At 51.5% G+C, this 15,690-nt stretch carries 1 protein-coding gene (only partly in view); it reads left to right on the plus strand.

Going from position 1 to position 15,690, the window contains the following annotated elements; genetic code table 11:
- Window positions 1-15,662 carry the 3' portion of a DUF5776 domain-containing protein gene (locus ACSVI6_RS01905; protein WP_491720846.1) on the plus strand. The gene continues 12,646 nt to the left of window position 1, outside the view, so only the last 15,662 of its 28,308 coding nucleotides appear in the window; the start codon falls outside the window, past its left edge; it ends in the stop codon at window positions 15,660-15,662.
- The last annotated feature ends 28 nt before the right edge of the window (window positions 15,663-15,690 follow it).

Below are 15,690 nucleotides of genomic sequence, written 5' to 3' on the forward strand. Positions count from 1 at the left end.
AAGCCGATAGTTCGACTTCACTGACCAACGATACGGCTAGTGATATGCAACCAGTGATTGATAGTGTGGTCCAGACCAATGGCTCAGTGGCCGACCTACTTTCTAATTACCCAAGCAATGCAACGATTTCCAGTGCTGCCCAGGCTGCTAGTGAGGCTACTGCCCAGGCGAGCGCAGCAAAGGATGATAAAAACGCAGCGACGATTGCGGCAAGTAACGCCAATAGTAAGGCTGCCGAAGCGACTTCATTGGCGGTTTCAAATGCTGAAATTGCCGATTCGCTAGCGCAACAGGCTAGTTCTGCCGCCTTGAACAACGATCCTAGTGCCGCCGCTAATTTTGCCGATCAAGCCAGCCAATACGCTAACGAAGCAAATCGTTCAATCGCAGCCGCTAGCCAAGCCGCAAGTGATGCTGATGCCGCCGCAAGTAAGGCGATCGCAGCTTCGAATGCTGCCGATGCAGCGTCCGCATTGGCGCAAAGTGCCTATAACACCGCCAGTGCTGCCGCTGATTCCGCTAACCAGACGTCTGATGGGGTCAATAATGATGTCAATACTGCATCGACGGCCAATTCACAAGCTTCCGCCCAAGCAGATCAAGCGGGACAATCATTTACCGCAACCAGCAACGCTGTTAATTCTGCCGCCTTGAATGCCAGTGATGCTGCTACTTCTGCTGAAGCAGCATCCCAAGCTGCTAAGGTGGCGAGTGCAGTTGCCAACAGTTACAGCGATGCTGGCATTAGCAATGCTAATTCAACTGCTGCCAGTGCCGCGAGTGCTGCTTCTGAGGCCGCAAGTCAGGCTGATGCTGCTGCGAGCCTCGCTAATAGTGCCAACCAGGTTGCCAGCGCTGCTAATAACACCGCTAGCACCGCGGCTCAAGATGCAGCGAAATACTACAATGATGCATCTAGTGCTGCTAGTCAGGCCATTAGCGCCGCTCAAGCAGGTGATCAATCGACTGCTGATCAATTCAGCAATACCGCTAAGCAAAATACCGCAGCTGCCAATTCAGCTGCGAGTGCCGCTAGCACCGCGTTGAGCACGGTCAACTCTGCGAGTGTCGTTGCTAGTCAACAGGCTGATCAAGTCATTCAAGCTAGTACCGCTGCCAGTCAAGCCAATTCAACCGCTCAATCTGCCGCCCAAGCTGCACAATCATTAGCAGGTTCGATCGATGCCAGTCAAAATGGTGATCGGGCTTCTTCAGCTGCGAGTCAAGCGAATGCGACCGTAGTCGACGCTGATCGGTATGCATCCGCGGCCCAAAATGATTCGAAGGCCACTGATGAAACGAATGCGAAGACGAGTGGCTTTTCACAAGCCGCTTCAACTGCTGCTGCCGAAGCCGCCGCTCAAGCTGCCAGTTACTCGCAAAATACGGTCATTAGTTCCGCTGCTTCAGTTGCTAATTCGGCGAGTCAAGCCATTGATCAATTGATCAGTAGTGCTAATGCTCAATCCGCAATTGCCAACTCAGCCAGTGCATCGGCATCTAATGCTGCTCAACAGGCTAGTTCCGCTGCTTCGGTTGCGAATGATTTTGCAGCACAGGCCAGTTCTGCTGCTAAGCAAGCCGACAAATCTGCTGCGGCATCATTAGCCGATCAAGCAAGTAGCGCCAACCAAGTCGCTAGCCAACAAGCTAACCAGGCCAAATCTGCTGCTGATAGTGCCGCAAACGCTTCCAATGCTGCGGTCGAATTAGCCAACCAAGCTAGTCAACAGGCTGCAATCGCCAGTGTCGCTAATTCAACTGCTGTAAGTGCTGCCGAATCAGCCAGTGCCACGATCAATCAAGCCAACGCCAATAACGAATTGGCTGCCAGTGCTGCGAGTCAAGCTAGCGCTGCTAATAACGGTGCCAACTCAGCTGCGAATGCAACGAGTGCGGCTTCATTAAGTGCGAGCCAAGCCGATTCTGCTGCATCCCAAAGTGCCAGTGTTGCTCATGATGCCTACAACCAAGCTGTTGCTGCGTCCGAAGTGGTCGCTAAACATGGTGAGGTTTCTGGAATGAGTGCGGCCCTTCAAGCTGCTAGTGCCGCTGACCAAGCCGCAGCGAGTGCCGCAAATTCTGCTAACGCTGCCCACCAAGCTGCTGAATCCGAAGCGAACCTTGCAGCGAGTGCGAACGCTACAGCCAGTGCTGCCAACAGCAATGCTAGTTCCTACGCCGTTGCTGCTTCCGAAGCGGCTGCTGCTGCCGTTGATGCTGCTAACCAAGGGGATAGTGAAAATGCGAACCTGTACAGCTTAGCCGCCAGCGCAGCTGCTAACAGTGCCGTTGAAGCGGCCCAAGCAGCTAGTCAAGCGAGTCAAGATGCTGTGAACCACAGTAATGCTGCTAACGACCATGCTAGTGCGGCCAGTGGGTTCAACAGTGCCGCCAGTGTTGCCAAGAGTAATGCGTTAAGTGCGGCTGAACAGGCTCAAGACCTGGCTGCCTCTGCCGATGCTGATCAAAGTGCCAAACGAGCATCGAATGCCGCCCAGGAAGCTAGTCAAGCTAGCCAAGCGGTTGCCGATAACAGTGGGGCGGTGGCTGCCGATGGTCAAGCAGTTTCCAATAATGCGCAAACCACTTCGTTGAACAGCAACAGTACCTCACTTATCGCTAGTCAAGCCGATACGCTTCGTTCTAACAATCCAAATAATAGTTCCGTAGTCAGTGCCGCCAGTGCTGCCGATTCAGCTAGTGCATTGGCTAGTTCTGCTGCACAGACGATCAGTTCTGCTAACGATCGGATCAGTGCAGCTAACGATACCGTGAACCAACAATCCAGTATCGCTAATTCTGCATTCAGTGCTGCGAACTCGTTGGCTAGTCAAGCTCAATCCGCAGCAAATAATCACGATTCAGCCACCGCCGCTGAATTGGCCAGTGCTGCCGTTGCCCAAGCCGACCTAGCGAACCAAGCATCCAGCGCTGCCAGTGCTGCTCTTGAGACTGCTGATCAAGCTGCAAAGGACGCCAGTGCTGCTAATTCCGCTGCCCAATCTGCCGCTAGTGAAGCAACTAACCAGCTCAATGCTGCCATAAGTGCTGCTAATACTGCTGGTGATACGAATAAAAACGTGGCTAATGATGTTGCAAGAGCTTCGAATGCCGTCGTTGATGCGAGCGCCGCTGCTTCTGGTGCCAACCGCGATTATAGTGGGACAGCAACCGAAAGTGCGCATGCTAGTTCATCGGCTTCATTAGCAAGTAGTGCTTCTGTAGCGGTTAGTTCTGCCAACCAAATTGCCAGCCAAGCAGTCGATGCGGTAAGTAGCATTGCTGCGCAAAATTCAAACGTTCCATCAATGAACTCGGCCATCAGTGCTGCCAGCGAAGCATATGCTAAGACTAGTGCTGCTAATTCCGCTGTGAGTGAAGCTAATGCTAGTGCCCAATCTGAATTGGCCAAGGCCAAGCAAGCTGCCAGCGATGCCGATGCTGCACGTGATAGCGCGATTGCTGCCGCTGCTGCTAATGCATCGAACGCTTCATTGGCAAATAGTTATGCGGCGCTTGGGGATGTTGAGAACGCTGCTAAGTATAGTCAGGCTGCGAATGCTTTCGCTAGTGCTGCCGAAACCCAAGCTTCGATTGCTAAGGATCACAGTGAAGCTGCCGCTAATGCTAGCTCAGCTGCTGCTAGTTATGCCCAAACTGCTAAAGATGCCTCCAGTGCCGCTGCTGATGCTGCTAACGATGCATCAAATGCGGTCAAGGCTGCTCAATCATTAGTTGATGACTTTAACGCTGGTTCCAGTGCGCAACGGGCATCTGAAGCTGCTGAAAATGCTAAGCAGGCTGCTAGTTCAGCTGCGACCGATAGTCAAGCAATCACCACGGCAAATGATAATGCGAGTGTTGCATCCAGTGCTGCTAATAGTACTGCCATGGATGCTCTAATGGCTTCTAGCAAGGCGTTCGACCTGGTGGTTGCCAACCCGCAAAACCAATCTGTCGCAGTCGCTTCGAGTGCTGCTTCCGTTGCTGCTAGTCAGGCCGTTGCCGCTAGTTCTGCTGCTAATTCTGCATATTCATTGGCTCAATCAGCAAGTACTACCGCTGATCAACAAATCTCAATCGCCAACCAAGCTAGTTCTGCTGCTAAGAGCTTTGCTGACTTGGCTCAATCGGCTGCTAATAACCACGATCCAAAGACGGCTGCAGAAATGACCAGTTCAGCGATTGCTCAAGAACAAGTCGCTTCGACTGCCTCTGATGCGGTTAAGGCTGCGTTGTCAGATGCGCAAAAGGCTGCCCAATCCGCTGCTGATGCATCGAATGCCGCCAGTGTTGCTACTGATGCCGCCAATAAGGCCACAACCGATGCCATTAATGCTGCTCAACAAGCGAGTGCTACTAATTCTGGTGTCGCAAGTGATATTGAAAAAGCAACCAATGCCGCTGAAGATGCTGAAGCTGATGCCGCTGGTGCCAACCGTGATTACAGTGGGACTAGCAGCGAAAGTAGTCACGCTAGTTCATCCGCCTCACTTGCAAATAGTGTGGCAAATGATGCTGCAAGTGCAAACCAAGCTGCCAGTGCTGCTGCAAATGGTGCAGAGCAATTAATGAGTAGCGCTTCCGACGTTTCAGGAGTAAGCAGTGCCGTTAGCACTGCCGTTCAGGCTGCCAACGATGCTAGTGTTGCTAGTTCGACTGCTAGTGTTGCAAACGCTAGTGCTCAAGCTGAATTGGCGAAGGCGAGTGTTGCTGCTTCTGCCGCCAATGTTGCTCGTGATGGTGCATTGAGTGCCGCTGCTGTTAACTCAAGTAACGCTTCATTAGCCAATAGTTATGCTGCGCTTGGGGATGTGGAAAATGCGACGAAGTACAGTCAGGCTGCTAGTCAAGCTGCCGTTGACGTTGCTAACTTTGCATCCGCTGCCAAAGAAAATAGTATATTGGCATCATCTGCCAGTGAAGCTGCTTCCAGTTATGCACGAGATGCTCTGAGTGCATCAATCAGTGCCGCTAGCGCTGCTCAATATGCTGCCAGTGCATCTAGTGCGGCTCAATCGCTGGTAAATGACTTTAATGCTGGATCAAGTGCGCAACGGGCGAACGAAGCGGCTCAGAATGCATCGATCGCCGCTAGTGGTGCCAACGCTGATAACCAAGCAGTGGTAAGCACAGCTAGTGGGGTCGATACTGCATCTAGTGCGGCTTCAGTTAACGCGATCCAAGCTGCCAGCGTTGCCGATGAGGCCAACCAATTATTTGCTGCACATTCGCAGAACAGTTCGCTTGCCAGTGCTGCTTCAGCTGCTAATTCAGCTGCTAGTCAAGCAGTAGCTGCCAGTCAAGCTGCCACCGACGCACAAAGCACGTTCCAAAGCGCTAGTTCCGTTGCTGATCAACAGAATCAAGCGGCCCAAGCTGCTAAGGAACAGGCAAGTAGCTATGCTTCATTGGCTCAATCCGCGGCCTTAGACCATGACCCTGTGACTGCTGATTACTTGAATAGCCTTGCGATTACCCAAGAACAGGCTGCCCAATCAGCTTCTGTTGCTGTTCAATCTGCGCGTGCAGCTGCTGAAGCGGCCGCACAAAACGTCAGCCAAGCTGTCCAAGCTGCCAGTGCTGCAAATAGTGCGACTGCTCAGGCAACTCAAGCAGCCCAATCGGCTGTTGACCAGGTCAATGCTACGAGTGCGGGAGTTGCTAACGATATCGCACGGATAAGCAATGCAGCTATTGATGCCAGCTCTGCTGCTGCTGGTGCCAACCGTAATTACAATGGTGCCGAAATTCAAAGCCAAAATGCTAGTTCATCGGCCTTGATTGCAAGTAGTGCGGCTTCATTCACTGCCAGTGTTGCTGAAACCACTAGTTCTGCCGTTAGTGCAATCAACTCGATTGCCGCTCAACATGCGGGGCTTTCTGGAATGAACTCTGCAATCATGAATGCTGGTTCTGCTGATGCCACTGCGAGTGCTGCAAACCAGACTGCCAGTGCTGCTAACTCCGCTGCCCAAGCTGAATTAGTCAAAGCGAGTCAAGCTGCTAGTGCTGCTAACGTGGCGCGCGATGCCGTGGCCAGCTATGCACAAGTTAACGCTGCCAATGCATTCTTAGCCAATAGCTTTGCGAATGAGGGGAACGTTGATAGTGCTAACTTCTACAGTCAAGCCGCCAGCGTTGCTGCTGATTCAGCTGCCACTCAGGCTACTAGTGCGAACGACCAAAGTGCGATTGCTTTCTCCGCTAGCATGGCTGCTGAAAGTTATGCTAATCAAGCCAAATTTGCTGTAACTCAAGCAAATATCGCCTTTTCGATGGCTAGTTCTGCAGTTGACGATGCCAACCTATTAGCAAATGGCTTTAACGCCAGTGCGAGTGCACAACGGGCTTCCGAAGCCGCTGAAAATGCTAAGCAAGCTGCTGCATCAGCTGCGACCGATAGTCAAGCGATTACTAATGTCTCATCAGCTGTCGATATGGCTTATACTGCTGCTGACATTGCTAAGCAAAGCGCCAGCGCCGCTGCTGCATCAGCTGCCAATCTGCAAGCTAATAATCCAGAGAACAAAAATATCATTAGTGCCGCTTCCGCAGCACACCAAGCCGCTATTCAAGCCAGTGATGCCACCCAAGCCGCTAGCATTGCTGCTGCTAACGCGAGTGCCGCTAGTCAAGTTGCCGATCAACAAACGCAGGTTGCTAACGACGCACGCGATGCCGCTAGTTCATATGCCGCCGTTGCCGCATCCGCTGCTAAGAACTTCGATCCAGAAACGGCCAGCGTAGCCACTAGCAACGCCATTGTCCAAGAAACGGCTGCATCATCTGCTTCCGATGCGGTTAAATCTGCGCGGGCAGATGCTGAACAGGCACTACAAAGCGCGAATGCTGCTAATTCTGCTGCAAATGATGCGAAAACCGCTGCAAATAACGCATTGCAGGCTGCCCAAGATGCTGCAGCTGATGCTTTCAATAACAACGCAACGATTGACAAGAACGTTGCCAGAGCCAGCGCGGCTGTGAATGATGCTGCCAGTGCTGCTTCTGGTGCTAATCGCGATTACAGTGGGACTGCGACCGAAAGCAATAACGCTAGCTCATCCGCTGAATTAGCAAGTAGTGCCGTCGTTGTTACGAACAGCGCTGCTGCTACCACTAGTTCTGCGCTTAGTGTAGTTAACTCGCTGGCCACTGCGCACCCATCCGTTTCAGGAATGAGTAGTGCGGTCAGCGCAGCCACTGCTGCTAACAGCGTCGCTAGTTCCGCCAATGACGTAGCGAATGGTGCTAACTCCGCTGTTCAATCAGCCCTAGTAACTGCTAGTCAAGCCGCTAGTGCTGCCAATGTGGCGCGGGATGCAGCAAGTAGCTTTGCACAGGTCAATGCCGATAATGCTGCGCTTGCCAAAAGCTATGCTGCGGTTGGTAATATTGATGAAGTGAGTGCCTATAGCTTAGCTGCGAGTCAGGCCGCTGATTCTGCTGCTGCTCAAGCAACGATTGCTAAGCAACAAAGCACGAATGCTTCATCCGCTAGTGTTGCCGCTGAAAGCTATGCTAAGATTGCCACCGATGCTGCTTCTGCAGCCAGTGCTGCTGTTGTTCAGGCGACCTCCGCAGCTGGTGATGCCCAACTATTAGCGGATGGCTTTAACGCTAGCACCAGTGCACAACGGGCAAGCGAAGCTGCTGAAAATGCTAAGCAGGCCGCTAGCTCTGCTGCAACTGATAGTCAAGCAATTACCGATGCATCTTCTGCAGTGAATACGGCTTCCAATGCTGTTGATGCTGCTAAGCAAAGTGCGATTGCCACGGCCTCATCAGTAGCGCAAATCCTAGCTGATAATCAACAAAACCAAAACGTAGTTAGTGCTGCTGCTGAAGCTAACCAAGCGGTCAGTCAAGCTACGGCCGCAAGCGAAGCTGCTCACCAAGCCGCTGCAACTGCTAGTGCAGCCAGCCAGGTCGCCGATCAACAAACTAAGGCGGCTAACGATGCGCGCGATGCTGCTAGTTCATACGCAGCCATTGCTTCATCAGCTGCTAATAACAACGATCCAGAAACGGCATCTGCAATGACCAGTCTTGCGGTTGAACAAGAAACAGCCGCTAGTTCTGCTTCCGATGCAGTGAAGGCTGCGCGGGCGAATGCGGAACAGGCTTTACAAAGCGCCAATGCTGCTGCTAATAATGCTGCTGCCGCCAATTCCGCCGCCAACAATGCATTACAAGCTGCCAGTGAAGCTGTTGCAGCCGCTGGTGACACTAGTGCTGCCATTGCTAAGGATGTGGCAAAAGCCAGTGCTGCTCAAAACGACGCTGCGATTGCTGCATCAGGTGCTAACCGTGATTACAGTGGGACTGCGACCGAAAGCAACCATGCCAGTTCGTCGGTCTCATTAGCAACCAGCGCTGCTTTGATAACTGATAGTGCAGCGACGGTTACCAGTGCCGCTAACAGTGCGGTGAGCTCAATTGCGAGTGCTAACCCTGGAATTTCAGGAATGGCTACGGCATTAAGTAACGCCAGCGTTGCAAATTCCGTTGCCCAATCCGCGAATAGCACTGCTAAATCTGCCACTGCTGCTGCTCAGAATGAATTAGATAATGCTAGTCAAGCTGCTAGTGCAGCCAATGTGGCTCGCGACTTGGCAAGCAGTTTTGCAAAGGTCAATGCTGACAACGCCGAACTTGCTAATAGTTATGCAACGCAGGGCAACACCAGCAGTGCAGCTGCTTACAGTCAAGCTGCTAGTCAAGCCGCTGATTCAGCTGCGGCCCAAGCAACCATCGCTAATTCCAACAGTCAGTTAGCATCATCTGCAAGTGTTGCTGCTGAAGGGTATGCGAACCTTGCCAGTGCGGCTGCAGTTGCTGCTTCAGATGCAATTGGTAGCGCTAACGCAGCTCGTAGCGATGCACAATTACTTGCTGACGGTTTCAATGCTGGTTCCAGTGCCCAACGTGCTGCCACAGCCGCTGAAAATGCTGCTAAGGCTGCTAGTGCGGCACAAGATGACCAACAGGCCATTAATAGTGATTCCGTTGCGATCGACACAGCATCGAACGTTGCTTTGGATAATGCACAAAGCGTTGCCGCTGCCTCATCTGCGGTTGATAAGGTCCTTTCTGCTAATCCAACGAACCAAGCGGTAATTAGTGCCGCTAGTGCTGCTAGTTCCGCAACTGTTCAGGCGAATGCTGCAACGCAATCAGCTAGTGCTGCGACCGTGATTGCTTCATCCGCTAACGTGGTTGCTGATCAACAAACCAAGGTGGCGAACGATGCACGCGATGCTGCTAGTTCATATGCAGCATTAGCATCATCGGCTGCTAAGCACTTCGATCCAGAAACCGCAAGCGTTGCTACCAGTAATGCAGTGGCAATGGAATCCGCCGCTAATTCAGCTGCCGTGGCTGCCAGTGCTGCTCGAGTTGATGTAGAACAAGCATTGCAAAGTGCAGCTGCCGCTTCACTCGCTGCCATCAGTGCATCCGAAGCTGCTAAGACGGCGCTAGATGCTGCCAACTCTGCCGCTGGGCATGCTGGGACGCTCACCAGCAGTGTGGCTAGCGATACTGCTCGGGCAAGCGCCGCCGCTGCAGATGCCAGTTCTGCTGCTTCTGCTGCCAACCGTGACTACAGTGGGACGGCAACCGAACCTAATAATGTCAGTTCATCAGTTTCATTAGCAACGAGTGCTGCGAATACGGCTGCGAGTGCAAATACCATTGCGAACTCAGCTAATGATGCTGTGAACTCAATTGCTGCTAAGCATCCTGGGATTGCCGGAATGGATCAGGCAATTCAAAACGTTGCAAACGCATTATCAGTCGCAAGCTCCGCAAATGCGACAGCTAATGCTGCCCAATCAACTGCCCAATCTGAATTAGCCAATGCGAGCCAAGCTGCGAGTGCTGCTGATTCAGCTCGCGATGCGGCAAGTAGTTTTGCACAGGTGAATGCTGAGAATGCATCCCTTGCAATCAGCTACGCTGCTACTGGGAACTCTGATAGTGCAACTGTTCACAGTCAAGCCGCTAGTTTAGCTGCTAACAGTGCTGCCGAACAGGCTGCGATTGCTAAGGCGAACAGTCAAGCTGCATCTATTGCTAGTTCGGCTGCTGAAAGTGCCGCCCAAGCTGCAGTGATAGCTGCTTCAAATGCCAGTGCTGCAGCTAATAGCGCTAATTCAGCGGTTAGTGATGCAAAGCTCCTCGCAGATGGCTTCAATGCTAATACTAGTGCACAACGGGCTTCTCAAGCAGCTACCAATGCTGAACAGGCTGCGAGTGCTGCTGGCAATGATAGTCAAGCTATCACGACTGCATCATCAGCGGTTAGCAATGCTTCGAATGCTGTTAATGCTGATCAACAAAGTGCGATTACCGCTGCTTCCTCAGCTGCCGCATTGCTTGTTGAGAACCCAACCAATCAACAAGTCGTTAGTGCCGTTAGTGCTGCCAACCAAGCGGTCGCAAGTGCGAGTGTCGCTACGCAGAATGCTAGTGCTGCGTTCGTCGTCGCTACATCCGCCAGTGTCGTTGCCGATCAGGAAACTAAGGCCGCTAACGATGCACGGGATGCCGCTAGTTCATATGCAGCAATTGCACAATCAGCTGCTAAGAACTTCGATCCAGAAACGGCGAGCGCCGCAACTAGTAACGCAGTATTAATGGAATCTGCTGCTAGCTCGGCTTCAGAAGCTGTCAAGTCAGCCCGCGCTGATGTTGAACAGGCATTGCAAAATGCGAATGCTGCGGCTAGTGCTGCTAAGGCGGCCAATGAAGCTGCTAATGCCGCATTACAAAGTGCGAATACGGCTGCTACCAATGCTGGTAACGGCAGTGCTGCGATTGCTAAGGACGTTTTAAGAGCTAGTGAAGCTGCCAATGCCGCTTCCTCAGCTGCATCCGCTGCGAACCGCGATTACAGCGGGACTGCTAGCCAAAGCAATCACGCTAGTTCATCGGCTTCCTTAGCTGCGAGTGCGGTTGTTGTTATCACTAGTGCATCTGCAACCGTTAGTGCAACCAATGCAGCGGTAAACTCGATTGCAAATAACCATCCAGGCGTTTCTGGAATGGATCAAGCAATCAGTGCCGCAAGCGTTGCCAATGCTGCTGTTCAATCAGCCAATGCTGCTGTAAGTGTTGCTAATTCTGGGGCACAAGCTGAATTAGATCATGCTAGTCAGGCTGCTAGTGCTGCCAATGCTGCGCGGGATGCTGCCAGCAGCTTTGCAAAGGTCAATGCCGATAATGCTTCGTTAGCAAATAGTTACAATGCATTAGGCGAGACCGCAAGCGCTAGTTCATATAGTACTGCTGCGCGTCAAGCAGCAGATGCTGCGGAATCACAAGCCACCATTGCTGAGCACAATCGGCAGTTAGCATCTTCTGCAAGTGTTGCTGCTGAACAATTTGCAAGTACCGCACGTGCAGCTGCAATGATCGCTGCGAGTGCAGTGGCCAGTGCTAATTCTGCATTGGGTGATGCCCAACTATTAGCTGATGGCTTCAATGCTAGTGCTAGTGCACAAAAGGCTGCGGATGCCTTTGAAAGAGCAAAGAGTGCTGCTAGCTCTGCTGGTAACGACAGTAACGCCATTACTGATGCTTCAGTAGCGATTGCGACAGCCTCGAACGCTGCTGTAGCCAATACGCAAAGCGTTGCAATTGCTGCTAGTTCAGTCGATCAAGTTCTTAGTGCTAATCCAGCCAACAAGAGTGTTGCCAGTGCTGCTAGCGTTGCTAAATCAGCATTGAGTCAAGCAACTGGAGCGAACCAAGCTGCAAGTGCTGCTGCTTCATTAGCTGTATCGGCAAGTGGGGTGGCTGATCAACAGACCAAGGTCGCCAATGATGCACGGGATGCCGCTAGTTCATATGCAGCCGTAGCATCAGATGCTGCTAAACGCTTTGATCCTGAAGCAGCCAGTGTTGCCACTAGCCTTGCCATTGATAAGGCCAATGCGGCTTCGACTGCCTCCTTAGCGGTCAGTTCCGCTCGTAGCGCTGTCGAACAGGCATTAAGCACCGCTGCTAGTGCCTCGACAACTGCTAGCTCAGCCTCTGAAGCTGCCAACGCAGCATTAGATGATGCCAATGCTGCTGCTGGGCATGCTGGGACGTTGAACAGTAGCGTGGCTAGTGATACTGCACGTGCAAGTACCGCCGTTGCTGACGCTAGTGCCGCAGCATCGGGTGCTAACCGTGATTATAGTGGCACTGCGACTGAACCGAATGCCGCCAATTCATCGGCTTCTTTAGCAAGTAGTGCAGCTACGACTACTGAACATGCATCCTCAGCTGCTAATTCATTTAATAACGTCGTCCACTCGATTGCTGCTGCTTACTCGGCAGCACCTGGCATGGATCAGGTGCTAGCAAGTGCTGATTCTGCATTAGCAATCGCTAGTGCTGCTAATTCAATCGCAAGCGCTGCAAATGCTACCGCCCAGGGTGAATTAACAAACGCTAGTTCAGCTGCGAGTGCTGCTAACTCCGCTCGTGATGCCGCAAGCAGTTTTGCTAAGGTAAATGCTGATAATGCTTCACTAGCAATTAGCTACGCTGCACAAGGTGACATGCAAAGTGCTGCTGAATACAGCCTTGCTGCTAGTCAAGCTGCCAATGCGGTTGCTGATCAAAATGCGGCTGCTAGGGCAAATAGTCAAGCAGCCTCGCTTGCTAGTTCTGCTGCTGCCAGTGCTGCTCAAGTCGCTAAGAACGCAGCTATCGATGCCAGCGCGGCCGTCGTTAAGGCCTCCGCTGCGGTCGATAGTGCTAATGTGATCGCCGATGGATTCAAGGCGAGCGTTAGTGCGCAACGGGCAAGCGAAGCCGCTGTAAATGCTGCGCACTCAGCTGATTCAGCTGGGGTCGATAGCCAGGCAATCACAACCGCGTCATCTGCGATCACCGTTGCCGCAAGCACTGCTGATGCTGCTGTACAAAGTATCTCAGCAATTGCCAGTTCTGCTGGACAAGTCCTTTCTGCTAATCCAGCCAACCTTCAAGTTGCTAGTGCAGTTAGTGCAGTTAATGCAGCCGTTAGTCAAGCGTCTATTGCTAGCCAAGTTGCTAGTGCTGCTGTTCAAAGCGCATCAGCAGCTAGTTCAATTGCTGATCAACAAACGCAGGTCGCAAACAGTGCACGGGACGCTGCTAGTTCATATGCAGCAAAGGCCCAATCTGCTGCTGATCACCTTGATCCACAGACTGCTTCTACAATGACGAGTTTGGCAGTCAGTACTGAAACAGCGGCCTCCTCAGCATCTGCTGCTGTGCAGTCTGCACTTGCTGATGTTCAACAAGCATCGCAAAGTGCCAGTCGTGCTGCGGATGATGCTAAGGCTGCTAATGCTAACGCTCAATCTGCATTGCAAAGTGCAGTTAGTGCCGCTAGCGTTGCCAGTGGGACGCAGCAAAGCGTTACTAGTGACGTTGCATTAGCCAGTTCTGCGGCTTCCGTTGCTAGTGTAGCTGCATCTGGGGCGAACCAAGATTATAGTGGGACTGCCAATGTAAGCAACCACGCTAGTTCGTCTGCTTCCCTTGCCAATAGTGCAATGAGCACTGCTCAAAGTGGTGCGCAAAAAGCTGCCAGTGTTGCTGCATCAGCCAGTGCCGTTGCCAGTGGGAACGCTTCAGTGCCTGGCATTAGCGCCGTCAGTTCAGCAATCAGTTCTGCAGCAGCAATTGCTTCGACTGCCGCTGTGAATGCCGCTTCCGCTAATTCAGCCGCCCAAGCTGAAACGATGAAGGCTAGTCAAGCTGCTAGTGCTGCGAACGTGGCTAAGGCTGCTGCAAGTAGTTATGCACAGGTGAATGCGAATAACGCATCGCTTGCCAACAGCTATGCTGCTCAAGGCGACACGGTGAATGCTGCGAATGCTAGTCAGGCTGCTCATCAGGCAATGGTGAGTGCTGAAAGTCAAGCTGCAATCGCACTGCAAAACAGCCAGGCTGCAGCGAATGCCAGCCAAGCTGCTGCTAGCTATGCATTAACTGCAGTTTCGGCCACTAACCTAGTTGCTTCAGCAAGTGCCCAGGTGAACCAATCAGCTACTGCGATTGCTACGATGGTAAGTGCCAATGGTGGATTACAATCATTAGCGGTTACGAGTGCTGCAATTAGCTCATCCGTGAGCCAGGCAAGTGCTTATAACGCCACCGTAGTTCAATCCACGGCAAGCGTTTATAATTACGCCTCCGTTGCCAGTGTTGCTGCATCACAAGCCAATAGTTATCAAGTTTATGCCATCACGGCGGTTGGTAGCATTAGCTCATATGCAGCTGCTAATCCTGCTAACTCCCAACTAAGTAGCTTGAATAGTCAAGCTAGTGGGTTGAACCTGACGATTAATTCTGCAAGCATCGTTGCTAGTCGGAATGCGAGTCAGGCCAGCGCTTACACTAGTCAAGCTGCTAGTGCTGCGACTGCATTATCCAACGCTAACATGGTAGTAACGACCGCGCGTTCAAATGCTAACAGTGCATACTTGGCTGCTTCTAGTGCTTATGCTGCTGGTAGTTATTCATTAGGTGATAGTTTGGCTGCTACGTTCAAGGGATATGCTGCGGTTGCTAATTCCGCAGGGGCCGATGCAGCTAGTGCGTACAGTGCATTCAATGCTGCTAGTTATTCAGCAAGTAGTACCGCTAGTGTTGCAGTGAGTGCTGCTGTAGTTGCTAAGTCGGCTGCTGAGATGCTTAGTGGATTCGTTGCTCAAGCAGCTGGATTGATCTCCAATAGTCAAAGTTCAGCTGTTCAATCATCAGCAAGTTCGACTGCTGCGTCCAGTTCCGCTTCGGCAACGTCATCGGCAGCTTCATCAGCAACGTCAACTACTTCCTCAGCCACCAGCAGTGCCTCTGCTGATTACGATAATTTCTTGAAGGGTATCAGTGATGCTAAAAAGAAAATTAATAATGGCGATCTGGCGACCGATAGTGCTTATGTTGCTGGCCGGACTGGCTATTTAGCCGGAAGCAAGGCTGGTTATAATGGTAAGCAACCGACTGCACTTGCTAGTGACGCTTCGCAATACGAAAGGGCGTATGCACTAGGTGCTAGTGCTGGATATGTTAAGTATCAAAGCCAAGCAGCCGTTGGGAAACAAAAAGCCAATAGTAGTTATCTAGCGCTAAGCTCGCTAAAGAACCGCTCGAAGGGTTATCGGGATGGTTACCTTAAGGCTTACAACGCTAAGTTAGCCAAGCATCCTAAGTATATCTACGCAACTGATTCGATTTACTCCTATAAGGGAGCAACGTTCAACACTCATTTACGGAAGGTATTACACCCTAAACGTTCACGGACGAATGCAATTCAATATCGGATCAAAAAGATCGTGATGACCAAATCTGGATTAATTCGTTACTATGTCAAAGCACTGATCAGTGGACATCAAGCTGCTAAGTACAGCGGCTACATTACCGCTAATCGGAAGTATATTGTTAACACTTATTACCAAAGCACTCCTGCTACCAAGCAAGTTCGAGTAATTAACAATAAGGGGATCAGAATTCATTCCGCAACTAAGTTCGATCGGAATAATTCCACCTATGTTAAGAAATCAACTAAGCTAAATGTGCAGCGAATTGTTAAGTATAAGGGCATTACCCGCTTCTATATCGGGAATGGACAGTATATTACAAGTAACAAAAAGTTCGTTAAGTTTATTTAACCCGTTTAAAAAAGAAATTAAATTGATA

The organism is Nicoliella sp. ESL1106 (genome assembly GCF_058509965.1).